Annotated in this window: 21 protein-coding genes and 1 pseudogene; 10 read left to right on the top strand and 12 right to left on the bottom strand. The window is 39.6% G+C overall.

Features of this window, described 5'->3' with window-relative positions:
* The first annotated feature begins 204 nt into the window (after positions 1-204).
* From ATS72_RS09535 to gpsA, 4 genes are read left to right on the top strand one after another with little or no spacing between them, the layout of a single operon-like run.
* The gene (locus tag ATS72_RS09535; RefSeq protein WP_006794823.1) at positions 205-636 is read left to right on the top strand and encodes a rhodanese-like domain-containing protein; all 432 of its coding nucleotides are present in this window, start codon (positions 205-207) and stop codon (positions 634-636) included.
* A gap of 32 nt (positions 637-668) precedes the next feature.
* A complete protein-coding gene (gene grxC, locus ATS72_RS09530) occupies positions 669-926 on the top strand; it encodes a glutaredoxin 3 (protein WP_006794822.1) in 258 nt (85 codons plus the stop codon).
* A gap of 34 nt (positions 927-960) precedes the next feature.
* On the top strand, positions 961-1,449 hold the full coding sequence (secB, locus tag ATS72_RS09525; RefSeq protein WP_006794821.1) for a protein-export chaperone SecB: 489 nt from the start codon (positions 961-963) through the stop codon (positions 1,447-1,449).
* A 3-nt stretch (positions 1,450-1,452) separates the two neighbouring features.
* On the top strand, positions 1,453-2,460 hold the full coding sequence (gpsA, locus tag ATS72_RS09520) for an NAD(P)H-dependent glycerol-3-phosphate dehydrogenase (protein ID WP_039038003.1): 1,008 nt from the start codon (positions 1,453-1,455) through the stop codon (positions 2,458-2,460).
* A 74-nt stretch (positions 2,461-2,534) separates the two neighbouring features.
* Here gpsA and trmL read toward each other — a convergent pair whose 3' ends face one another.
* Complete coding sequence (gene trmL / locus ATS72_RS09515; RefSeq protein ID WP_006794819.1) at positions 2,535-2,999, bottom strand: tRNA (uridine(34)/cytosine(34)/5-carboxymethylaminomethyluridine(34)-2'-O)-methyltransferase TrmL; 465 nt, start codon at positions 2,997-2,999, stop codon at positions 2,535-2,537.
* Positions 3,000-3,154: 155 nt separating this feature from the next.
* Here trmL and ATS72_RS09510 point away from each other — a divergent pair, with 155 nt between their 5' ends.
* Complete coding sequence (locus ATS72_RS09510; RefSeq protein WP_074210171.1) at positions 3,155-4,021, top strand: cation diffusion facilitator family transporter; 867 nt, start codon at positions 3,155-3,157, stop codon at positions 4,019-4,021.
* On the opposite strand, the gene ATS72_RS09505 is transcribed toward ATS72_RS09510, so the two are convergent.
* The 3 genes from ATS72_RS09505 to ATS72_RS09495 are packed head-to-tail and all read right to left on the bottom strand — an operon-like array spanning position 3,981 to position 7,014.
* The gene (locus ATS72_RS09505) at positions 3,981-4,928 is read right to left on the bottom strand and encodes an alpha/beta fold hydrolase (RefSeq protein WP_058429665.1); all 948 of its coding nucleotides are present in this window, start codon (positions 4,926-4,928) and stop codon (positions 3,981-3,983) included. The two genes, ATS72_RS09510 and ATS72_RS09505, sit on opposite strands and share 41 nt — an antisense overlap.
* A gap of 3 nt (positions 4,929-4,931) precedes the next feature.
* Positions 4,932-6,347, bottom strand: coding sequence for an ATP-binding protein (locus ATS72_RS09500; protein ID WP_058429666.1), 1,416 nt, complete (start codon positions 6,345-6,347; stop codon positions 4,932-4,934).
* On the bottom strand, positions 6,325-7,014 hold the full coding sequence (locus ATS72_RS09495) for a response regulator (protein WP_058429667.1): 690 nt from the start codon (positions 7,012-7,014) through the stop codon (positions 6,325-6,327). The genes ATS72_RS09500 and ATS72_RS09495 overlap by 23 nt, the downstream gene beginning before the upstream one ends.
* A 183-nt stretch (positions 7,015-7,197) precedes the next feature.
* Between ATS72_RS09495 and ATS72_RS09490 the strand changes: the two genes are divergently transcribed.
* Positions 7,198-7,689, top strand: a complete 492-nt coding sequence (locus tag ATS72_RS09490) for a Spy/CpxP family protein refolding chaperone (RefSeq protein ID WP_058429668.1) — start codon at positions 7,198-7,200, stop codon at positions 7,687-7,689.
* An 81-nt stretch (positions 7,690-7,770) separates the two neighbouring features.
* Here ATS72_RS09490 and yacG read toward each other — a convergent pair whose 3' ends face one another.
* From yacG to nadC, 8 genes and pseudogenes are all read right to left on the bottom strand, one after another.
* A complete protein-coding gene (gene yacG, locus ATS72_RS09485) occupies positions 7,771-8,001 on the bottom strand; it encodes a DNA gyrase inhibitor YacG (RefSeq protein WP_006794561.1) in 231 nt (76 codons plus the stop codon).
* 67 nt (positions 8,002-8,068) lie between these two features.
* Positions 8,069-9,745, bottom strand: coding sequence for a type IV-A pilus assembly ATPase PilB (gene pilB / locus ATS72_RS09480; protein ID WP_058429669.1), 1,677 nt, complete (start codon positions 9,743-9,745; stop codon positions 8,069-8,071).
* Positions 9,746-9,877: 132 nt separating this feature from the next.
* Complete coding sequence (coaE, locus tag ATS72_RS09475) at positions 9,878-10,510, bottom strand: dephospho-CoA kinase (RefSeq protein WP_058429670.1); 633 nt, start codon at positions 10,508-10,510, stop codon at positions 9,878-9,880.
* A 17-nt stretch (positions 10,511-10,527) separates the two neighbouring features.
* Positions 10,528-11,421, bottom strand: a complete 894-nt coding sequence (locus ATS72_RS09470) for a prepilin peptidase (RefSeq protein ID WP_058429671.1) — start codon at positions 11,419-11,421, stop codon at positions 10,528-10,530.
* A 143-nt stretch (positions 11,422-11,564) separates the two neighbouring features.
* A pseudogene (locus ATS72_RS09465) lies at positions 11,565-12,794 on the bottom strand (type II secretion system F family protein).
* Positions 12,795-12,882: 88 nt separating this feature from the next.
* Positions 12,883-14,226, bottom strand: coding sequence for an O-antigen ligase family protein (locus tag ATS72_RS09460; RefSeq protein ID WP_058429672.1), 1,344 nt, complete (start codon positions 14,224-14,226; stop codon positions 12,883-12,885).
* A 60-nt stretch (positions 14,227-14,286) separates the two neighbouring features.
* Positions 14,287-14,706, bottom strand: coding sequence for a pilin (locus tag ATS72_RS09455; protein ID WP_058429673.1), 420 nt, complete (start codon positions 14,704-14,706; stop codon positions 14,287-14,289).
* A gap of 524 nt (positions 14,707-15,230) precedes the next feature.
* Entirely contained in the window at positions 15,231-16,076 is an 846-nt protein-coding gene (gene nadC, locus ATS72_RS09450) for a carboxylating nicotinate-nucleotide diphosphorylase (RefSeq protein WP_058429674.1), read from the bottom strand.
* Between the two features lie 216 nt (positions 16,077-16,292).
* On the opposite strand from nadC, the gene ampD reads away from it, so the two are divergent.
* The 4 genes from ampD to aceE all read left to right on the top strand — a co-directional run bounded on the left by ampD (position 16,293) and on the right by aceE (position 21,612).
* Positions 16,293-16,847 carry a 1,6-anhydro-N-acetylmuramyl-L-alanine amidase AmpD gene (gene ampD, locus ATS72_RS09445; RefSeq protein ID WP_010556622.1) on the top strand — a complete coding sequence of 185 codons (555 nt, stop codon included), beginning with the start codon at positions 16,293-16,295 and terminating at the stop codon, positions 16,845-16,847.
* 13 nt (positions 16,848-16,860) lie between these two features.
* Positions 16,861-17,712, top strand: coding sequence for a beta-lactamase regulator AmpE (gene ampE, locus ATS72_RS09440; RefSeq protein ID WP_008131099.1), 852 nt, complete (start codon positions 16,861-16,863; stop codon positions 17,710-17,712).
* Between the two features lie 393 nt (positions 17,713-18,105).
* On the top strand, positions 18,106-18,855 hold the full coding sequence (pdhR, locus tag ATS72_RS09435) for a pyruvate dehydrogenase complex transcriptional repressor PdhR (RefSeq protein ID WP_058429675.1): 750 nt from the start codon (positions 18,106-18,108) through the stop codon (positions 18,853-18,855).
* Positions 18,856-18,945: 90 nt separating this feature from the next.
* Complete coding sequence (gene aceE / locus ATS72_RS09430) at positions 18,946-21,612, top strand: pyruvate dehydrogenase (acetyl-transferring), homodimeric type (RefSeq protein ID WP_058429676.1); 2,667 nt, start codon at positions 18,946-18,948, stop codon at positions 21,610-21,612.
* Positions 21,613-21,614 lie beyond the last annotated feature (2 nt).

The raw sequence follows: 21,614 nt of genomic DNA, 5'->3' as shown, positions 1-21,614 counted from the left end.
CAAAACAGCATATTAATTTTTTTCACTTAATTGAATATCGTATTGATGCTGATGTGCGGTTAATAACCTTTATATGGGGTGTTTTTCGTACTTTTAAACTCTGTGTAAACTCGCATTTTAAGTTGGTTTGGGTATACTTGCGTGGCTAAAGTCTAAAATGTCTAAAACATTGCGTTTTAGGATGTAATTTATAGTGGAAGTCGAATGGATCAATATATTGAATTTATAAGCAATCACCCTATTTTAAGCCTTGCTTGGGTTGGTATTGTTTTTCTTATTGTCAGTGGTTGGATAAAAAGTAAATTTTCAGCTATTCGTCAAATAAACCCTCAGCAACTAACGCTACTTATTAACCGTGAAGATGGCCAAGTAGTGGATATGCGCGCACAAAAAGAGTTTACGTCTGGCCGTATTTCGGGGGCTGAACACTTAAGCCCTGAAAATGCAAAAAAATCTGACTTTTCAGGCCTTGAAAAGTACAAGACTAAACCCATTATATTGGTATGTACTACAGGTATGACAGCCCAAGGCACGGCCACAGCAATGCATAAAGCTGGTTTTGAACAGGTTTATGTATTAGCGGGCGGAATGGGTGCATGGCAATCTGCTAGCTTACCAACGATAACAGGTCGCTAATCTCGTTTAGCTAAACCGATAGAGGATTTATTATGAGTAACGTTGTTTTATACACCAAGGCATATTGTCCATTTTGTCAGCGCGCTATGGCGCTTTTAAAAAGCAAAGGCGTTGAATTCACTAATTTTGATATTGGTGTACAACCTGAACTTCGCGATGAAATGATTACTAAAGCCGGTGGCGCAAGCACTGTACCGCAAATTTTTATTAATGATGAACATATCGGTGGCTGTGACGACATGATGGCTATTGAGGCTCAAGGTAAACTTGACGCTAAGCTTAACGCTTAATTTAATTATAATAACGAACAAGTTAGGAATAACAATGAACGAAGAAACTCAAAACGCAGCAGCGGCACAAGACGCAGGCGCACAATTTACTATTCAACGCATTTACACTAAAGACGTGTCGTTTGAAACGCCAAACTCTCCGGCAATTTTTCAAAAAGAATGGACGCCAGAAGTTAAGCTAGACCTAGATACTCGCTCTAACAAGTTAGACGAAGGTGTATTTGAAGTTGTTTTAGCATTAACTGTGACAGCATCAATTGGCGAAGAAACTGCGTTTTTATGTGAAATTCAACAAGCGGGTATTTTTACTATTGCTGAGGTTGAAGAAGTACAGCTTGCTCATATGCTAGGTGCATTTTGTCCTAACGTATTGTTCCCATATGCACGTGAAGCGGTATCTAACCTAGTTAACCGTGGCACTTTCCCACAGTTAAACCTTGCGCCAGTAAACTTTGACGCATTGTTTGCACAGTATATGCAACAACGTACTGCGCAAGCTGACCAGGTTACAGCAGACGCATAACTTATGAGTACAGCAACTTCAGCTGTTACTGTATTGGGGGCGGGGTCTTATGGCACCGCCCTTGCTATTTGTTTAGCCCGAAATGGTCATAAAGTGACGCTTTGGGGACGCAATAGCGACGACGTTGCTACGCTTGCAGCTGAGCGGAAAAATCAACGTTACTTACCAGATGCACCCTTCCCAGACACTCTAGTACTAGAAGCCGATTTACAACGTGCGGTTGCATGTAGTGCTATTGTGCTTGTTGTTGTCCCAAGCCATGCATTTGGTGACACACTTGCGCAAATAAAACCTGCATTGCAAATCGATGCTAAAGTCGCGTGGGCGACTAAAGGCCTCGAGCCAAATACAGGGCGTTTATTACAAGAAGTTGCGCAGCAAGAGTTGGGGGATGAAATCGCACTTGCGGTGCTTTCGGGTCCTACATTTGCGAAAGAAATGGCAATGGGTTCACCAACAGCTATTTCTGTTTCGTCTACCTCACCTGAGTTTGCACAACAATTGGCTGATTTACTGCATTGTGGTCGTTCATTTCGTGTGTATAACAATGACGACTTTATTGGCATACAGCTAGGTGGTGCGGTTAAAAACGTAATTGCTATTGGCGCGGGTATTTCTGATGGTGTAGGTTTTGGAGCCAATGCTCGCACAGCTTTGATCACACGAGGTCTTGCAGAACTGACTCGGTTAGGTTGCGCTCTAGGCGCAAAGCCAGAAACCTTTATGGGAATGGCAGGACTTGGCGATTTAATTTTAACCTGTACCGATAACCAATCACGCAATCGTCGTTTTGGTTTAGCACTGGGTAAAGGTGAAAGTGTTGAAGCTGCAATTGAGTCGATAGGCCAAGTAGTAGAGGGCTTTAGAAACACCAAAGAAGTGTATTTACTTGCCCAGCGTGCAGGCGTTGAAATGCCTATCACAGAACAGATTTACAAAGTACTTTATGAGAATAAAGATATGAAAGCTGCTGCCATGGCATTGTTAGGCAGAGAGCAACGATCAGAATAGCATTCACTACTGTGATAAAAACAAAAAAAACCGACGTAATGTCGGTTTTTTTGTTAGCTTTAATAATACGCGTATTACTGCGCGTTCGGAAAGCCCAGCTGTCGCCATGATTCGTAAACAAATACAGCGACTGCGTTTGATAGGTTCATGCTTCGACTATTTGGTTGCATTGGGATGCGTACGCGCTGCTCGTTTGGTAGAGCTTGAATCATCTCATCGGGTAGTCCGCGTGTTTCTGGACCAAATACTAGGCAGTCGCCGGCTTCGTAACGTGCCTCATGATGAAATTGGCTGCCTTTGGTTGTACATGCATACACTTTTTTCGGTTTACACTTTTCAAGATACGCTTCAAATGACGCATGACGCTGAACATGGCTGAATTCATGGTAATCAAGGCCTGCACGCTTTACACGTTTGTCGTCCCACTCAAACCCTAAAGGCTCAATTAAGTGCAGCGAAAAGCCGGTATTTGCACAAAGGCGGATAATATTCCCTGTGTTTGGTGGAATTTCAGGTTGGTATAAAACAATATCCAGCATAATTAGCCTTTTAATAATGGTATTTGACGAAAGCAGTATACACGAAACCCTTAAAAAAAATGATATACTCAAGGTATTGAATACTCTTTTTAGCGGATGAAATTGTGCATAACCGCAGTTACGAATTTTGGGTTAAAGCTTCTAGTATTATTACTATGGTAATGGTGAGTTTAATGATTGCGGCAAAGGCGTGGGCCTGGCTTGCTTCAGGCTCTGCTTCAATGCTTGGCTCCTTAACAGACTCATTAATGGACATTACCGCTACATTTATGAGTTTTTTAGTTTTAGGTTACGCACTGCGCCCAGCTGATGATGATCATCGGTTTGGTCATGGTAAAGCCGAGGCATTAGCAGGGCTTGGGCAAGCTGCATTTATTGCAGGCTCGGGCTGTTTACTGGCATTTCATGGTGTTGAGCGCTTATTTAACCCTATAGAGCTTACACATTCATTATTAGGTGTATGGGTAAGTGCTTTTGCAATTGCATGTACTCTGGTCATTGTTTTTGTACAAACTAAGGTTATTAAGCATACCGAATCGATTGCTATAAAAGCAGATTCGGTGCATTACAAAGGTGATTTGATTTTAAACGCTGCTGTTTTAATTGCGATTGCTCTATCTTATTACGGAATGATGTATGCCGATCCTATTTTTGCAATAGGGGTAGCAGGTTACTTACTGTATAACAGTTGGGATATTGCAAGAGATAGTGCCGATCATTTAATGGATAAAGAACTCCCAGACGATGAAAAGCAAAGCATTTTTGATATTGCTAAAGAGCACAGCGATGTGCATGGCGTACACGGGATCCGTACTCGCCAGGGGGGGAAAATTAAGTTTATTCAAATGCATTTAGAGCTTGATGACCATTTAAGTCTAATACGAGCCCATACTGTGGCTGATGAGGTTGAAGCGATGATTGGTGCTCGTTTTGAATCTGAGGTTGATATACTAATCCACCTCGACCCGCTTTCTGTTTTAACTAAGCCGTCACCGACTCACAAAACTTATACAGACTCTTAAGTACTGGCTGGCGTACATCATCACATTCAAAGAATAGTTCGTGCTTGGCATCAGTAAAGCTTTCTAAGGTAATATTTGCGTACTTATTAGCTAGTCTATAGTGCGCTTCATTATCGACAACTACATCGTTTTTTGCGCTTGCAATGTAAAGTGGAATATCAACAGTAAGCTCATCTATTGATGATAAAAAAGTAAAGGTTGAATTTAGCCACCCATAAGTAACCCCGCCAAGTTGCAGTAAAGGCTCCTCATTATATGTTTGCCTAAATAGGCTGTAGCGTAATTCGCAACTTGTTAATACGTTTAAAGGGAATTCTTCTGGGGTGTAGTCGGTTTGTCCAAGGGCATAGCTAAACTGAAAACCAAGACGTACGGCATTACTTGCAATTATTCGGGCTAAAGGCTTTGGAATACCTTTGGTGTGTATATCGAACATTGGGGCTGATAAAAACGCACCGCTAAAACTATGCTCGTAGTTTGCCAAATAATCAAATGCAATAGCACCTCCCATCGAGTGGCTCACTAATAGCTTTTTACCTTGCCAAACGGTGTCGACTATTTGGGTGTTAAATAAATTAAGATCGGCACTGTAGTCACCAAAATTATTTACATAGCCCTTATGTTTATTTTTTAAATAGCGGTAAGAGCGACCCTGTCCTTGGTGGTCAACAATAAAAACAGCAAAATTATTAGTATAAAGCTCCCATAACAACTCTTTGTATTTATCGAGCCCTTCGATTCTGCCTGAGCTAATAACTATGGCAACATGAGCTTTATCTGGCTGGGCATGCGCATAAAATAACTGCCCATTAGGCGTATTTAAATACGCTTTAACTAATGTGTTTTGATAAAAATCATTAATGGCTGATTGGTTACCTTTAAGCTCGCGCTCACTACTATAAAACATGGTTTACTCTTTGATTATTGGCAGTGTGATATTAGCACACAAGCCGCCCTGATCTTTGTTCGATAAAACTAAGGTGCCATTATGAGCTGTAATTGCATTTTTTGCGATAGCTAAGCCTAAACCGGTTCCACCACTGACTCTATCTCTTGCATCAGACTGCCTAAAAAACGGCTCACATAGCTTATCAAGCTGGTTATTTGGCACGCCTGGGCCATCATCACATATTTCAATATGCACGGCATCACCATGCGATAGTTTTATACTTATTGTGTTATTTGCATATTTAATGGCATTACGAAGTAGGTTTTCAAGCGCGCTGGCAATCAGGGCTTCATCGCAGCTAATGGTTACGCTTGCATCGCCTGTTATTGTTAACTGCTTATCATATTGTTTTGCTTCAAATTTTGCATCGTTTAAAACATGTTCAACAATAAGGTTTAGTGATTGCTTTTGCATTGCAAGGGTTTGGCTTTTTGCTTCTAAACGAGACACTTGAAGTACATCAGCAATCATTTGATCGAGTTGATTAGCCTCTTTTTCTATTCGTAATAAATAAGACTGACTTGCTTCATTTGCTTGCATTTGTGCAAGGCCTGTTGCCATTTTTAAGCGAGTAAGTGGCGAACGTAACTCATGGGATATGTCAGCAAGCAAGCGTTTTTGTGAGCTTATTAATAGTTCTAGCTGGTTTGCCATACTGTTAAAGTCTCGACCAAGTACCCCTAGCTCATCTTTTCTGTTAGTTGAAATGGCAGCACGTGCGCTTAAATCGCCAGAAGATAGTTTTATAGCCGCTTTTTTAAGGCTATTAATAGGTGCAATTAAGTTACGACTAAACAAAAAGCTTAAAATTAAAGAGGCAATAATTGCAATAGATACCTTAATCCAGCCGGGCATTAGCTTTAAGCGTATAAACAGAGGTGGCTGATTGTTTATGTCTATTTCATATAAATAAAATACTCCTTCGGGGACAGTTAATTGAACTGGTCCAAAGGCTTGATATTGCTCAGTGAAAACAATTTGCGGTGACATGTTTTTGGTAAAATTAAGAAGGCTTAGGTCTATGTTTATAGGTGTTTCTTTATTAGTAAAAGAAATATCTGATTGCTCAGCGCTTAAATATAAAAGCTTACGTTTAGATAAGCGTGGATGCGAAAGAATACTCTCAAGCGAACGCTTATGCTTATATGCAGAGCGCTCAATACTTCTTGCTGTATAAGCTAGGTTTTTTTCCATCGGGCCATGTAAGGGTTCATTACTTACTAAGTTCAGTACGCTGATATTACTTAAAAAAACAAGCGCAGTAACGGTGCCAATAATGGTTAGCCAAAACCAAACAAATATTTTAAAAAATAAATAATGCCTAGGGTGCTTAAGCCAAGATAAAGCGCCTGATTTATTCACCTTGGATGAAAACATAACCGCTGCCTCGCATTGTTTTAATTCGTTCTGTTTTAATGTGCTCTGCTATTTTTTTTCGGATATTACTTACATGCATATCAATAGAGCGGTCGAACGATGCTAAACGCCTGCCTAGCACTTCTTCACTAATTTGCTCTTTACTAACAACTTGGCTGGCGTTTTTACATAAAAGCGCCAGTATTTCGTACTCTGTGCCAGTAAGCGTGAGTGTATTCTCATCAATAGAGGCTTCTCGTGCTGCAAGGTTAATTGTTACACCATTTACAAGCAGCTTATTAGTTGTGTTGATATTTAAGCTGTTTATATGCTCTATACGACGTGCAATCGCTTTTACGCGGGCTAGTAACTCTCTGTGATTAAATGGTTTTGGTATGTAATCATCAGCGCCAAGCTCTAATCCAAAAATACGGTCAAAGTCTTCCCCTTTCGCAGTGAGCATAATAACGGGCGTAAGTTTTGTTTGCCTAAGCTGTTTTAGTACTTCGAAGCCATCTAAAGTAGGTAGCATGACATCAAGCAATATTAATGCGTAGTCGTTGGCCTGTGCTAACTTTAGGCCTTGTTCGCCGTCGTGTACGCTTTGTATTTCAAACCCTTGGCTTGAAAGGTATTCGCTGAGTAACTCACAAAGACCCGTATCGTCGTCAATCATTAATAGTTTCATTTACAAACCCTTAGGCAATATTTCATTTCTTTATTTTACGCCCTTAATTGCTCAAAAGTGAATCTTTACACAACCTTTACACTGCTTTGCGTTACTTTGCGTTGAGTTAGTTATAGTTAACTCACTGGCTAAGCAATTACACGACAGCCAACCACAACCAACCCAACAGTTAAGGTGATGATTATGACTAAAGTAAATACACTTTCAAAATTAGTACTTATTTGTGGCTTAGCAACAGCCACACTTGGTGCAGGTAGCGTACTAGCTAAAGGCGGTATGCATGATAGACAAGGGCATTCTTCAGCGCGTTTTTTGCTTTCTGAACGCGGCGCCGAAAAACTTGATTTAACGCAAGAGCAGCAAACTAAGCTAAAAGCTATTTTTGAAGCACAAAAAACACAAATGAAAGCCTTACGAGGCGACGATAAAGAAGCGCGAAAAGCAATGCGTGAAGCGCACAAAGCAAAAATGGACGCACTACTATCAGCAGCAACATTTGACGAAAATGCAGCAAAAGAGCTTTTAAGTGAGCGCCAAAGTAAAGGTGAAGAGTTCGCCTTAATTAAGCTAAAAACGCAGCATCAAGTAATGCAGTTGCTTAACGCAGAGCAAAAAGAAAAGTTTGCTAAAATTCAAAAGCGTAAAAGTAAAAAGCAGCGTAAGCAAAAAAGCTAACTGATCCTGAGGTTAACTTTTAAGTTAGTACTAAAAAGCCAGCATTTAGCTGGCTTTTGTTTATATAAAAACTAGATGGCATTACTTAAAAAAGTCATCTTCGTTTTTAGCCATCATGGCTTCTATGTCTTCAATCATGTCTTGGTTTATTTGATCAGCCGATGTGATTGGCGCTGAAATTTTATTATTTTCAAACGACCACTCACCCAGATCAATGAGTTGGCAACGCTTAGAACAAAATGGGCGGTGAGGACTTTGCTCAGACCACTCAACATTTGTTTTACAGGTTGGACAATTTACAACAGTAGGCATGTTTTACTCTCAACAGGTTACTCATTAGCGCTTGCTGTATTTAGAGTAAGCAAAGCGCTAAATAGTTTTACATATTAGTTACGCGGTTTATTTCAGCAAGTGACGTTAATCCATCAGCGGCTTTACGTAAACCCGATAGGCGCAAATTATTAAAACCGGCTTTTAATGATACCTCAGCGATTTCTAGTGAGTTACCACCGCGCATGATTATTTGTGCAATTTCTGGTGTGATTTGCATAACTTCGTAAATACCTACACGGCCTTTGTAACCATCGGTACAGCCATCACACCCTTTAGGTGCATATAGAGTCATATCTTCGATTTGCGCTTTGCTAAATCCTTGGCGAGAGAGCTCCTCGCTTGGCAATTGTTCTGCCGTTTTACATTTTGGACATAAACGGCGTGCTAATCGCTGTGCAATAATTAAACTAATTGAACTGGCTACGTTATAGGCGGGTACACCCATATTTAATAGTCGGGTGATGGTTTCTGGCGCTGAATTGGTATGTAACGTAGATAAAACCAAGTGACCTGTTTGCGCCGCTTTTATTGAAATTTCTGCGGTTTCAAGGTCACGTATTTCACCTACCATAACCACATCGGGATCTTGACGTAAAAACGCACGCAATGCATTAGCAAAGGTCATATCGGCTTTAGGGTTAATTTGTACTTGGTTTATCCCTTCAAGGTTTATCTCAACCGGATCCTCAGCGGTACTAATGTTTCGCTCAGGTTGGTTTAATATGTTTAAACCCGTATAAAGCGATACCGTTTTACCTGACCCGGTAGGACCTGTAACGAGTATCATGCCTTGTGGTTGACCAAGCGCATCCATGTATAGATTTTTCTGCTCTTCTTCGTAACCAAGTACATCAATACCTAGCATAGCGCTTGATGAATCAAGAATACGCATTACTATTTTTTCGCCCCACAGCGTGGGCATAGTACTGACACGAAAGTCGATACTTTTTCGCTCAGTAATTTTTAATTTAATTCGGCCATCTTGTGGTTTACGCTTTTCGGCAATATCAAGTCGCGACATTACTTTAATACGAGCAGAAAGCTTGGTTGCTAATGTATTAGGTGGACTTGCCACTTCGTGCAAGATGCCATCAATACGAAAACGAATTCGGTACTTATGCTCGTAAGGTTCAAAGTGTAGATCCGATGCGCCTTTTTTTATCGCGTCCATTAAAATTTTATTAATGTACACAATAATTGGTGCATCGTCTTTGTCGTCATCTTGCGGTGCAGATTCTTTTTGGCTTTCTGTGTCTAGGTCGGCAAATTCTTTAAACTCATCATCGCTCAAATCTAGGCTGCCGGTTGCATCTAGCAATTGCTCAATTTTATTATCGAGCTGAATGTAATCAACGACGACTATTTCGCATGAAAGACCGGTACTAAATTCAAAGTTTTCGAAGGCGCCGTAATCGGTTGGATCAGAGGCTGCCACATACACTTTTCGGCCTTTTTGTACCAACGGTAAAATATGGTGTTTGCGGATCAGTTTTTCTTTTACAAGATCGGCAGGAATAGACGCAGGGTCAAAGTCTTTTAAATCAAAATAGGGAACACGAAACAAATCAATACATTGCTCTGCTAACTCTTTACTGTCTATTTTTCCGCATTTAGAAATCAGTTCAGCGGTTGAGGCAAACTCTTGCTGCTTTGCTTTTACCGTATCGGCATCAATACGCCCAAGCGTAAGAAACTTTCTTAATAACGGTGAGTTAATATTCATTGCGCACCTTTTTAATCCTTCAGAGAGAGTAATTTATCAGAAAAAAGAAGGGGATTACATTACTCTTCACAATCTAGGCTAAATTTATTAATTAATATAGGAGATTAGTTTGTTTTGACTCGTTTTTACAATTTAAGTTGCTTGCATTTGTGCCATGTGCAGATAACGTTTATGCAGCGTTAATAAGTCGTGGTTAACGTCGTTAAGTGCACGGTCGTTATTTAAAATATCATCTGCTTTTTTTTGTTTGTCTTCGCGTGACATTTGCGCTGCAATAATCGCTTTTACTTGCTCAACACTTACGTTATCACGCGAAGCCGTGCGCTCTATTTGTACACTTTGAGGTATATCAATCAGTAGCGTTCGATTACACAATTTATCTAGGCTGTTTTCAAACAAAAGTGGTGCTACAAGTACTACATATGGACTTTTTGCGGCAGTAAGGTCGTTATGTATTATGTTTCTAATGAGTGGATGCAATAAATTATTTAGCCACTCTTTGTCGGCACTATTAGTAAAAATGCGTTCACGTAAAGCGCTTCTGTTTAGTGTGCCATCGCTCAATAAAATACTTTGGCCAAATTTGCTTACAATGGCATTTAAACCATCGCTTTTCGGTTTTACGACTTGGCGCGCAATAATGTCGGCGTCAACTATTGTAATGCCAAGCTGCTCAAACATATTACTTACAGCCGTTTTGCCACAGCCTATACCGCCTGTTAAGCCAAGAACCCAAGGTGATGTTTTATTTATGGTGTCACTCATTTTAGTTAGCACTCAAGTTAGTACCCAATTAAGTTAAAATACGCGCTTTGTAATTGGTTACCCCACATTAACGTGATCCACCCGGCTATTGCTAAGTAAGGACCAAATGGAATGGGCGTTGCCTTATCTTTACCCTGAATACTTAATAAAGCGATACCGATAATGGCGCCAACAACACTTGAAAGTAGTATTATAGTGAGTAATGATTGCCAGCCTAGCAGAGCACCAAATAACGCTAACAGTTTAAAGTCGCCATAGCCCATACCTTCTTTACCTGTTAGCAATTTAAATAACCAAAAAACACTCCATAAGCTTAAATAACCAAAGGCTGCCCCCATAATGGCATCACTTGGCGTAATTGTAATTCCGGCAACGGCAGCAATAAGTGCGAGCCAAACAAGCGGTAAAGTGAGCTGATCGGGCAGTAACATGTGGTCTATATCAATAAAGGTCAGTGCCACAAGTGCCCACGTGATCACTATATATAATAATGCTTGTTCTGTTGCGCCAAAGGTATAAGCAACCACTAAGCTTAATAGAGCGGTAATGGCCTCAATAGCAGGGTATCGAATAGAGATAGGGTTACTACAACTTGCGCATTTACCTTTAAGTATTAACCAGCTAATGATAGGAATATTTTGCCAAGGCTTAATGGCCGTTTTGCATTTTGGGCAGGTGGAATTTGGTTTTACAAGATTAAAATGCTCGCTGGTGTTTTTTGGTTTAGCTTGATTGGTATTGAGCTCGTCTTCAAGTAATAGCCTACACTCGCTTTGCCACTCTCGCTGCATCATAAGCGGCAAACGGTAGATAACTACATTTAAAAAACTACCCACACATAAACTAACTAAGCCAACGGTGGTTAAATAAAACCACAGTTGGCTTTGCATTACTTCAATAATACTTTGCATATATACCTGAAACTATTCTAAAAAAGTCTAAAAATTAAATGAAATAATAATCACAAAGAGAAGTTAAAGAAAGCAAATGAGAAGACTAAATCGCCAACCATAAAAATAAGACGCTCTTTAATTTCTGTAAAATTTTTTATTAATTAAATGACAGAACCTAATTGGAAAATAGGTAAGTACATGGCAACAATTAAGCCGCCTACGAGCACACCAAGTACCGCCATAATAAGTGGTTCTAACAGGCTTGAAAGGCCATCGACGGCATCATCAACCTCTTGCTCGTAAATAGTCGCTACTTTTGCCAGCATGCCATCTAACGAGCCAGACTCTTCACCAATGGCAACCATTTGAATTACCATATCAGGGAATATTTTAGAGTTACGCATGGCCCAGTTCATTTGATTACCCGAGCTAACCTAAGCTTTAATATCTAAAATAGCATAACGGTACACTGCGTTACCCGAAGCACCTGCAGCAGAGTCAAGCGCATCAACAAGTGGTACACCGGCTGCAAAAGTGGTGGAAAGTGTTCGGGCATAGCGTGCAACAGCTGCTTTATTTAAAATCATTCCAATCACAGGGAGCTTTAAAATGGCTCTATCGGTTGCATCTCTGAGTTTTAAGCTTCTGAGTTTGGCTTCTTTAAACGCATAACCAAAGCCAACAATTGCAATTAAAATCATCCACCAATACGCTTGCATAAACTCAGATATCCCGATTACAAATAAAGTAAATGCTGGGAGTTCAGCGCCAAAGCCAGAGAATATATCCTGAAATTGTGGCACTACGAAGATTAGCAAAATAGAAGTTACAATACCTGCTATCACTAATACAGATATTGGGTAAAACATTGCTTTTTTTATTTTTGATTTAAGCGCTTCAGATTTTTCTTTGTACAATGCAACACGATCAAATATTTTATCAAGCGCACCTGATTGCTCGCCCGATGCGACTAAGTCGCAATATAAGTCATCAAAATAACGAGGGTGTTTTCTTAGCGCTTGCGATAAAGGCTGACCTGCCTTTACTTCATCGCCAATGGTTTCCATTAGTTTACCCACGCTTTTATTAGTTGAGCCCGTGCCTATCATTTCAATGGCTTGTATAAGAGGTACACCCGCCATAAGCATGGTGGCGATTTGGCGTGTAACAAGCGCTATATCTTTAGGGGTGATTTTTTGAACACTTTGAATGCCAAATAAAGGTTTTGGCTTACGCTTTACTTTTGAAGGTGTAATGCCTTGCTTTCTTAGCTGAGCTTTAACAAGTGCAATGCTATTCCCTGTAAGCTCTCCTTCAAGTTTTTTCCCTCGGGCACTTACGCCGACCCACTGAAATGTATCGAGGCCTTTATCTTGTTGTTTTTTTGCCATGAGATGATCCAGCTGAATTAATATTATTAAAGAATGCTTTGTCTAGCATAACTTAATCGAATGATTCTTGGTAGAAATATACTGTTTATCAGGCACGTTGACCAATGGACCAAAACCTTGGCCCGTAAATATAGCCATTATCAGGATCGATATTATTATAAATTTCTATTGCTTTTTGTAAGTATAAAAACCAAGCGAGGATGAATACACACGCCAAAAATAACTTAGCGTATACATTTATAGGAATATGTTTGTACTTGTTTTTATTAAGCCTGCCAATAAGTAAGCCCCACATTATAAACAACAAGGTTTGAGAAACTGGCATCACATGTACACCAGAGAATAGTGAATACGTAATACCTATAGCAAAAGAGTAAAAAATACTTTCCGTAATTATATCTTTTTTATGATTTTTTAGATGTATTATAGATTTTCTCAATGTATTAAAAATTACGATTAAAATACAAATTAGTGCTACTCCTCCCCACTCATTTAAAACTTCTATCAATGAGTTGTGGGGATGACTAAACGGTGCTGAACTCCCGAGAGACATTTCAAATACACCAGGGCCACTTCCAATCAAAAAATGCTTCCATGATAGGTTAGAAAGTGTATTTAACCATAAATCAATACGGCCTGAAGAGGATGCACGAAGTATATCCGCACCTCCTTTATTCAACGAATCTAAAATATAAAAAGCGATACAGCTAAGAGCAAGGCAAACTAGCCCGGTTAAAATTTGCTTTTTTAAGGTTGTTTTCAATATGAGAGCAAATACTGAAAAAATAAAAAATGAGAGAAGCGCCCCTCGGGCTTGACCAATAAAAATTAGTAATAGATTTAAAAATAAAACAATGAATACGATGCGTTGAATATTTTTAAATTTTAGCAGTAATATTAAAAAGGGAAGAATAAAAACCTGTACCTGATTAAAGAAGCGAATGTTAATAAAACCAGAGTAGATTATGTAGGGGTTTAAAGGTTGCTGCTCTGCTAGTGTAAAAACTATGTTTAGCAGGCAAATTAAAATCAAGCTCGTGTGGGCTATCAGTAAGGTATAAATAATAAATAATACAGGCTTTTTATCATTGATTGCACTTACGTAACACATACATACAATAAGTAAACTTATATGAAATGTATAAAGCAAACTAAAGCTTGCATCCTGACTCATTAATGATGATAAGAAGCCACAAAAGATAAAGGTAAATAACAAAACGCAACTTCTTTTGTCTAATAATGATTTTCTAACTGGTTTGTTTTTAGAGGTGAAATAAGTAATAGCAAGAAGACTCGTACTAATCAAAAAAGCAATTTGGATTATTCGTTGATGGTTATGATAATCGTATGAGGCTATAGGTATGAAAGGTAATAGAGTGCTATAAAGAAACACAATTATAGGGGGGGAACTGATTATTTTGTTTACAATCATTGGTACTGAATCTAGGCATTAAAAAAGCGCCAAATTGGCGCTTTTAAAGAAAGAATAATTTTAAGAGTGTGGACAGCTTTTCGGCGCTAACTCTTGGTTGGCTGCCTCAGTGATTCCTGTAGTGGCACATGACCATCCACCAGTTGATGTTCTTGTCCAAGTTAGTATTGCACCTGATATTTGTGTTGGAGCATTAATAACTTCACATGCAATCGAAGTTCCAGTAACTGTTATGTTACAGTTAGCAGTAGTGGCTTGCAACCCTGCATCATCACGGTCTGGAGTTTCGCCAGCGTTAGCAGCCACTTCAAAACCAGTTTTACCAGCTGAAATTTCAGCTAAACCAGCGGTCAATTTTGATGATGCTTGATAGTTAGAATAAGCAGGCAGTGCTACTGCTGCAAGAATACCGATGATTGCTACTACAATCATTAATTCAATTAGGGTGAAACCCTGTTGTTTTTGAGTCATTGTTTTCATGTTTCCTCTCCTAAAGGATAGATTGTGTAAATTAAATCATTAATTGGCATTGTGCCTAACTTAATTTAACTGATTTACTTTACGGTTTTGCTTAAAATAAACTTTTTCGCTATCCACATTTTGCTGCAGAGTTAGCGCTATATTTGCACTTTAGCTTTAGGGTATGAAACACAAAAGCTAGGTGTGAATTCACTATGTTTTATACTTAACTGGCTGCTTATAGGCTGGATACAAATAATTGCTAACAGCAGCTAATAAAAAGTGTAGTCATAAGTAACTTGGATTGCTTGTTAGGATGAGCTTAAAAACAAGTATCTAGTTATTTATGACGATCTTTTATAATAAAACAGTACAAGTGTATCATTTTATTTTAGTTGTTAGCACGCTACTTTTCCTAAAATAGCTAATCAATTTAACAAATTGTTACAATTAGTTATTTTTAACTATTAAATTACTTTTGTTTTAACTTGTCAACGCTTTAGCATTTATTAAATGTAGAACTAAATTATTACTTTGGCCATACATCATTCAAAACGCATCGACAAATCGATTGATTGTAAGTTTTTTGTTAATGCACCGCTAGATATAAAGTCGACACCCGCTTGTGAATACGTTTTAAGTGTTTCTAGCGTCATATTACCAGACACTTCTAATTTAGCGCGTTTGTTAGTTAAAATAACGGCTTGCTTAATTTGTTCAACGCTAAAGTTATCAAGCATGATTATATCGGCGCCTGCGTCTATGGCTTGCTTTAGCTCTTGCAGCGATTCAACTTCAACTTCAACCGGTTTGCTTGGGTGATTTAGTTTTGCCTGAGCAATGGCTTTATTTATACCTCCGCAGGCTGCTATGTGGTTTTCTTTTATTAAAAATGCATCAAACAACCCAATACGGTGGTTTGCGCCACCACCGCACTTTACTGCATATTTTTGCAGCGCTCTGAGTCCTGGAATAGTTTTACGGGTATCGAGTAGCTGTGTGCTAGTGCCGCTAAGCTCTTTTACATAATGCGCTGTGGTTGTTGCTGTACCAGAAAGCGTTTGTACAAAGTTAAGCGCGGTGCGCTCTGCGGTTAAAATTGCGCGGGCGGACCCTTTTGCTGTAAATAGGGTGCTATTGGCAGTGACAACGTCACCATCGTTTACCAGTACTGACACTTGTACTGTTGGGTCTACTTGTTTGAACACTTCAATAATGATGTCTTTTCCACAAAATGTGCAGTCTTCACGGGTTATAACTTTGGCACTTGCTTGCTCGTTTTGTGGGATAAGCTGAGCGGTAATATCTCCATCGGCTGCGGTTTGGTAGTTTAAGTCTTCGTCGAGCGCAAGGGTAACAAGTTGACTAAGTAAAGTGTGCGAAATAGACATGGCTAAAAGCTCATAAGCATTAATAAATTAAAGAAAATTTTACTATGTTTAAATAATGAATAGAAGCGCTTTTAATTATTAGAGCATAGCTGAGAGCTTTAATATTAAAATATAAGCAGCTTATAATTCCCTACCTACCTAGGTGAGGCTTGGTTACTATCATTATTTTTATAAATCCTTTAGCATCAAGGTTATGAATAGTTTGGTATAAATGTAATGGCAATTGATTTAAATGGAGTGTTATTAGCGGCGCAACAGCGCGCATGCACGCACTGTGATGAGCGACCAGAACACACAGATATTACCTTGTTGGTCATTCATAATATTTCACTCCCCGCAGGGCAGTTTGGTACCCCCTTTGTGGATGATTTATTTATGGGGTGTATTGATTGCAACGCCCATACAAGCTTTGGTGATTTAAAAGGGCTGCGTGTATCAGCTCATTGCTTTATTAAACGCACTGGTGAGGTGATTCAATACGTGCCATTTAACAAGCGTGCTTGGCATGCCGGCGTATCTGAATATGAAGGACAAACTGCGTGCAATAATTACAGTATTGGTATTGAGCTTGAAGGCACCGATACAGCTGCTTATACTCGCGCTCAGTACGCCTCGTTATGTAATTTAAGTAAATTCATAATGCAGCGCTATCCCAAAATTACCTCTTCGCGTATTGTGGGGCACTGCGATATTGCACCCGGTCGCAAAACAGACCCCGGCAGTAGTTTTAACTGGCCATTATTTTTAAATATGCTTGAGCAACCAAGTTGAGAGAGTCACTATCATGATTTTAGTTTCTATTATTTTAGCGTTAATTTTAGAGCGTTTAGGGGCGCGAGCTAACTATTGGCAAATAAGCTATTACGCTAATGGCTATTTAAAACGCTCCAACCGCTTACTTGCCAGTAACGGTTTATTTAGTTCGGCAATGGGTTTTTTAATTTGGCTATTTTTACCTGTAGTAGCTATGGCGTGTATTTACAACTTGTCGGAATTTGTTTTGTGGGAGTTGGCCATTAATATTGCTGTTTTACTTGTTTGCTTTGGTTGTGCTAAGCAACGTGCTTTATATAAAGCGTATTTAAACGCACTTACACGCGATGATGGTACTGCGGCGTCTTTATATGCATTGCAAATGGGGCAAAAACGTACTGAAGATCAAAAAGGCGGTGAAACCTTTGGGCAAACACTTGCTTGGGTAAATTTTAGATTTTACTGTGCAGTTATTTTTTGGTTTGTTGTTTTAGGTGCGCCGGGTGCTGTTTTATATGCCCTTGTACGTACCTTTGCCGATTTAGTGCGAGACAACCACAAAGTGATATTTGCTAAACATTTTAAGCTAATACATAAATTACTGTTTTGGTTAGATTGGTTACCCGCACGTATAGCGAGTTTTGGTTACTTAGTAATTGGTAACTTTAATAAAGGAACGAGCTGTTGGTTACATTACGCGCTTGATTTTTCAAGCCCTAACCGAAAGGTCGTCACTTATACTGCGCTTGCAGCAGAGCAAGTAGAAAAGCGTTATTATGGTTGCACTTACGAGGCAACGTGTATGATTAAGTTAGTTAAGCGTAATGTGCTCTTTTATTTAGTTTTAATTGCATTACTTACTTTGTTTGGCGGTTTGTCTTAACACCTTATTTTTTTGAAGCCAATTTAAAGGCAAAGCACTTATTTACGCTAAAGTGCTTTGGTTTTGGCTTCCTTGCCTATTTAAAACGTTTTAAACATAGCGATTAAACCTCCCCCTAAAATAGAGTTAAAACTCTAAACCTATCTGGTCAGACCATTTGAATGGCCACCTTACTAGCTTCTCAAAACTAAGCTATATTGTGTATTGTTTGATCTTCGTTAAAAATGCGTTACGCTAATATCCCCGTACAAGTAACCTGTAAATTGACAGCCATATGGGTTTTTGATAACGTATTGCAAATTCTTGGTATGACCAATTTACCTTTTGGGTAAATCTTATAACTTTAAGCTCCAGTTTTAGGGCTTGGTATTTATACAACGCGGACGTTGATTCATGTCTTTAAAGATTAAAGCAGCAAAACTATCTGATGTTATTTTACAGCAACTTGAGAATATGATTCTTGAGGGATCGTTAGCACCAGGAGAAAAGCTGCCTCCAGAGCGTGAACTAGCAAAACAGTTTGAAGTGTCTCGTCCTTCGCTGCGCGAGGCCATTCAAAAGTTAGAAGCAAAAGGGCTAGTTACGCGTCGTCAAGGCGGTGGTACGTTTGTAAAAAATCAGCTGGAAGAAGGGTTAACTGATCCGTTGTTTGAACTGATAAGTAAACACCCTGAGTCACAATTTGATTTGCTCGAATTTCGTCATGCTTTAGAAGGTATTGCTGCTTACTACGCAGCACTGCGAGGTACAAGTAACGATTTTACTAAAGTAAAACAAAGCTTTGATAGAATTGCGCTTTCGCATGATGACCTACAGCAAAAAGCAAAAGCAATTAATGCCTTTCATTTTAGTGTGGCTGAGGCCTCACATAATGTTGTGTTATTGCACTTGGTGAGAGGTATGCAGGCGCTGCTTGAGCAAAACGTATTGCAAAATTTAACGGTTTTATTAGAAAAACCTGATATTAGCAGTCAGTTAGCCGAGCACAGGCGTTTGTTAATGGATGCGGTTATTGACGGCAATCCAGAGCAAGCTCGTTTAGCAAGTAATGCGCATTTAGCGTTTATTGAAGAAGCATTACTTGAAGCGGGCAAAGAATATTCGCGAATTGAACGTAGTTTAAGACGCACAAAACAAAATTAAGCTAATACTCTATTACTTGAACACACTAACTTAAGTATCAGTTGTATTAAATTAACAACATTCGTATTTTAAACATAAGGAAACCTCCATATGTCTGAAGTCAATAAAATTGACGTAGACGCGCTAGAAACACAAGAGTGGTTACAAGCTCTTGAATCAGTTGTGCGCGAAGAAGGTGTTGAACGAGCTCAGTACTTACTTGAGCAAGTATTAGAGCAAGCCCGTTTAGACGGCGTTGATATGCCAACGGGTATTACCACGAACTACGTTAATACTATTCCTGTAGATCAAGAACCTGCTTACCCAGGTGATGTGAACCTTGAACGCCGTATTCGTTCAATTATTCGTTGGAACGCGATTATGATCGTTCTGCGTGCATCTAAAAAAGATCTCGACTTAGGCGGCCATATGGCGTCTTACCAATCGTCAGCAGCATTTTATGAAGTGTGTTTTAACCACTTTTTTAAAGCGCCAAACGAGGTAGACGGCGGTGACTTAGTTTATTACCAAGGCCATATTTCTCCGGGTATTTACGCGCGTGCATTTGTTGAAGGCCGCTTAAGCGCAGCTCAACTAGACAACTTCCGCCAAGAAGTAGATGGTAAAGGTTTACCGTCGTACCCACACCCTAAATTAATGCCTGAATTTTGGCAGTTCCCTACAGTATCAATGGGCTTAGGTCCAATTGCATCTATTTACCAAGCGCGTTTCTTAAAATACCTAGACGGCCGTGGCTTAAAAGACACTAAAAACCAACGTGTATACGCGTTTTTAGGTGATGGTGAAATGGATGAGCCAGAATCACGCGGCGCAATCTCTTTTGCTGCACGTGAAAAGCTAGACAACCTATGTTACTTAATTAACTGTAACTTACAGCGTCTAGATGGCCCAGTAATGGGTAATGGCAAAATTATTCAAGAACTAGAAGGCCTATTTAAAGGCGCTGGTTGGAACGTAATTAAAGTTGTATGGGGAAGCGGTTGGGATATTCTGCTAGCTAAAGATACAACAGGTAAATTACTACAATTGATGAACGAAACAATTGACGGTGACTACCAAACATATAAAGCAAAAGATGGCGCGTACGTTCGTGAGCATTTCTTTGGTCGTTACCCAGAAACAGCAGCCCTTGTTGCTGATATGACGGATGACGAAATTTTTGCGCTTAAGCGTGGTGGTCATGAGCCATCAAAACTTTACGCAGCATTTAAAAAGGCTGAGCAAACTAACGACCGTCCTACTGTGATACTTGCTAAAACAGTAAAAGGTTACGGCATGGGTGAAGCAGCTGAAGGTAAAAACATTGCGCACCAAGTGAAAAAAATGGACATGAGCCATGTTGAACACTTACGTGACCGTTTAGGCCTACAAGACTTAGTCTCTGAAGAAGCAATTAAAGACTTACCATACTTAGAGCTTGATGAAAGCTCTGAAGAGTACAAGTACTTACACGCTCGTCGTAAAGACTTAGAAGGTTATACTCCAACACGTATAGCTAAGTTTTCTGAAAAATTACAGTTGCCAGAAGTAGCAGCATTTAAGCCACTACTTGAAGAGCAAAAACGTGATATTTCAACCACAATGGGCTTTGTTCGTGCACTTAATATTTTATTAAAAGACAAAGGCATTGGTAAAAACATTGTACCAATTATAGCCGATGAAGCGCGTACCTTTGGTATGGAAGGTTTATTCCGTCAAATTGGTATTTACAACCCACATGGCCAAAACTATACCCCTCAAGACCGTGATATTGTTTCTTATTATAAAGAAGCTACATCAGGGCAAGTACTTCAAGAAGGTATTAATGAGTTAGGTGCAATGTCGTCATGGGTTGCTGCTGCAACATCATACAGCACGAATGATTTACCAATGATCCCATTCTACATTTACTACTCTATGTTTGGTTTCCAACGTGTTGGCGACATGGCATGGATGGCGGGAGACCAACAAGCACGTGGTTTCTTGTTAGGTGCTACGGCTGGTCGTACTACGCTAAATGGTGAAGGTCTACAGCACGAAGATGGCCACAGCCATATTCTTGCAAACACGGTTCCTAACTGTATTTCTTACGACCCGACTTACGCATTTGAAGTAGCCGTAATTGTACAAGATGGTATTCGTCGTATGTATGGTGACGACCAAGAAAACATTTACTACTACCTAACGCTAATGAACGAAAACTACCATCAGCCAGCTATGCCAGAAGGCGCTGAAGAAGGTATTCGCAAAGGTATTTATAAGCTTGAAAGCTACGAAGGTAAAAAAGCCAACGTACAGCTATTAAGCTCAGGTACTATCATGACTGAAGTGCGTAAAGCGGCTGCAATTTTAAGTGATGATTACGGCATTGCATCAGACGTTTACTCTGTAACGTCATTCAATGAGCTTACGCGTGATGGTCAAGATGTTGAGCGCTTCAACATGCTTAACCCTGAAAGCGAGCAAAAAACAGCTTACATCACGAGCGTATTAAACGACTCAGTAACTGTTGCCGCTACCGATTACATGAAAAACTACGCAGAACAAGCGCGTTCATTTATCCCTAGCAACAATTATAAAGTGTTAGGTACAGATGGTTACGGTCGTTCTGATAGCCGTGAAAACTTACGTCGTCATTTTGAAGTTAATGCAAGCTACGTGGTTGTTGCTACGTTATCTGAACTTGCTAAACGCGGTGAAGTTGAAAAGTCTGTTGTTGTTGACGCGCTTAAGAAATTCGACATCGACACAAATAAACTAAACCCACTGTACGCATAAGA

The sequence above is a fragment of the Pseudoalteromonas sp. 13-15 genome, assembly GCF_001468205.2.
Lineage (GTDB): Bacteria > Pseudomonadota > Gammaproteobacteria > Enterobacterales > Alteromonadaceae > Pseudoalteromonas > Pseudoalteromonas marina.
This window is presented reverse-complemented; position numbering and strand designations above follow the sequence as displayed.

What these genes read in the sequence shown, in the direction of transcription:
- ATS72_RS09535 (WP_006794823.1), top strand. Translation starts at nt 205, where the DNA reads ATGGATCAATATATTGAATTTATAAGCAATCACCCTATTTTAAGCCTT.
- grxC (WP_006794822.1), top strand. Translation starts at nt 669, where the DNA reads ATGAGTAACGTTGTTTTATACACCAAGGCATATTGTCCATTTTGTCAG.
- secB (WP_006794821.1), top strand. Translation starts at nt 961, where the DNA reads ATGAACGAAGAAACTCAAAACGCAGCAGCGGCACAAGACGCAGGCGCA.
- gpsA (WP_039038003.1), top strand. Translation starts at nt 1,453, where the DNA reads ATGAGTACAGCAACTTCAGCTGTTACTGTATTGGGGGCGGGGTCTTAT.
- trmL (WP_006794819.1), bottom strand. Translation starts at nt 2,999, where the DNA reads ATGCTGGATATTGTTTTATACCAACCTGAAATTCCACCAAACACAGGG.
- ATS72_RS09510 (WP_074210171.1), top strand. Translation starts at nt 3,155, where the DNA reads ATGGTAATGGTGAGTTTAATGATTGCGGCAAAGGCGTGGGCCTGGCTT.
- ATS72_RS09505 (WP_058429665.1), bottom strand. Translation starts at nt 4,928, where the DNA reads ATGTTTTATAGTAGTGAGCGCGAGCTTAAAGGTAACCAATCAGCCATT.
- ATS72_RS09500 (WP_058429666.1), bottom strand. Translation starts at nt 6,347, where the DNA reads ATGTTTTCATCCAAGGTGAATAAATCAGGCGCTTTATCTTGGCTTAAG.
- ATS72_RS09495 (WP_058429667.1), bottom strand. Translation starts at nt 7,014, where the DNA reads ATGAAACTATTAATGATTGACGACGATACGGGTCTTTGTGAGTTACTC.
- ATS72_RS09490 (WP_058429668.1), top strand. Translation starts at nt 7,198, where the DNA reads ATGACTAAAGTAAATACACTTTCAAAATTAGTACTTATTTGTGGCTTA.
- yacG (WP_006794561.1), bottom strand. Translation starts at nt 8,001, where the DNA reads ATGCCTACTGTTGTAAATTGTCCAACCTGTAAAACAAATGTTGAGTGG.
- pilB (WP_058429669.1), bottom strand. Translation starts at nt 9,745, where the DNA reads ATGAATATTAACTCACCGTTATTAAGAAAGTTTCTTACGCTTGGGCGT.
- coaE (WP_058429670.1), bottom strand. Translation starts at nt 10,510, where the DNA reads ATGAGTGACACCATAAATAAAACATCACCTTGGGTTCTTGGCTTAACA.
- ATS72_RS09470 (WP_058429671.1), bottom strand. Translation starts at nt 11,421, where the DNA reads ATGCAAAGTATTATTGAAGTAATGCAAAGCCAACTGTGGTTTTATTTA.
- ATS72_RS09460 (WP_058429672.1), bottom strand. Translation starts at nt 14,226, where the DNA reads ATGATTGTAAACAAAATAATCAGTTCCCCCCCTATAATTGTGTTTCTT.
- ATS72_RS09455 (WP_058429673.1), bottom strand. Translation starts at nt 14,706, where the DNA reads ATGAAAACAATGACTCAAAAACAACAGGGTTTCACCCTAATTGAATTA.
- nadC (WP_058429674.1), bottom strand. Translation starts at nt 16,076, where the DNA reads ATGTCTATTTCGCACACTTTACTTAGTCAACTTGTTACCCTTGCGCTC.
- ampD (WP_010556622.1), top strand. Translation starts at nt 16,293, where the DNA reads ATGGCAATTGATTTAAATGGAGTGTTATTAGCGGCGCAACAGCGCGCA.
- ampE (WP_008131099.1), top strand. Translation starts at nt 16,861, where the DNA reads ATGATTTTAGTTTCTATTATTTTAGCGTTAATTTTAGAGCGTTTAGGG.
- pdhR (WP_058429675.1), top strand. Translation starts at nt 18,106, where the DNA reads ATGTCTTTAAAGATTAAAGCAGCAAAACTATCTGATGTTATTTTACAG.
- aceE (WP_058429676.1), top strand. Translation starts at nt 18,946, where the DNA reads ATGTCTGAAGTCAATAAAATTGACGTAGACGCGCTAGAAACACAAGAG.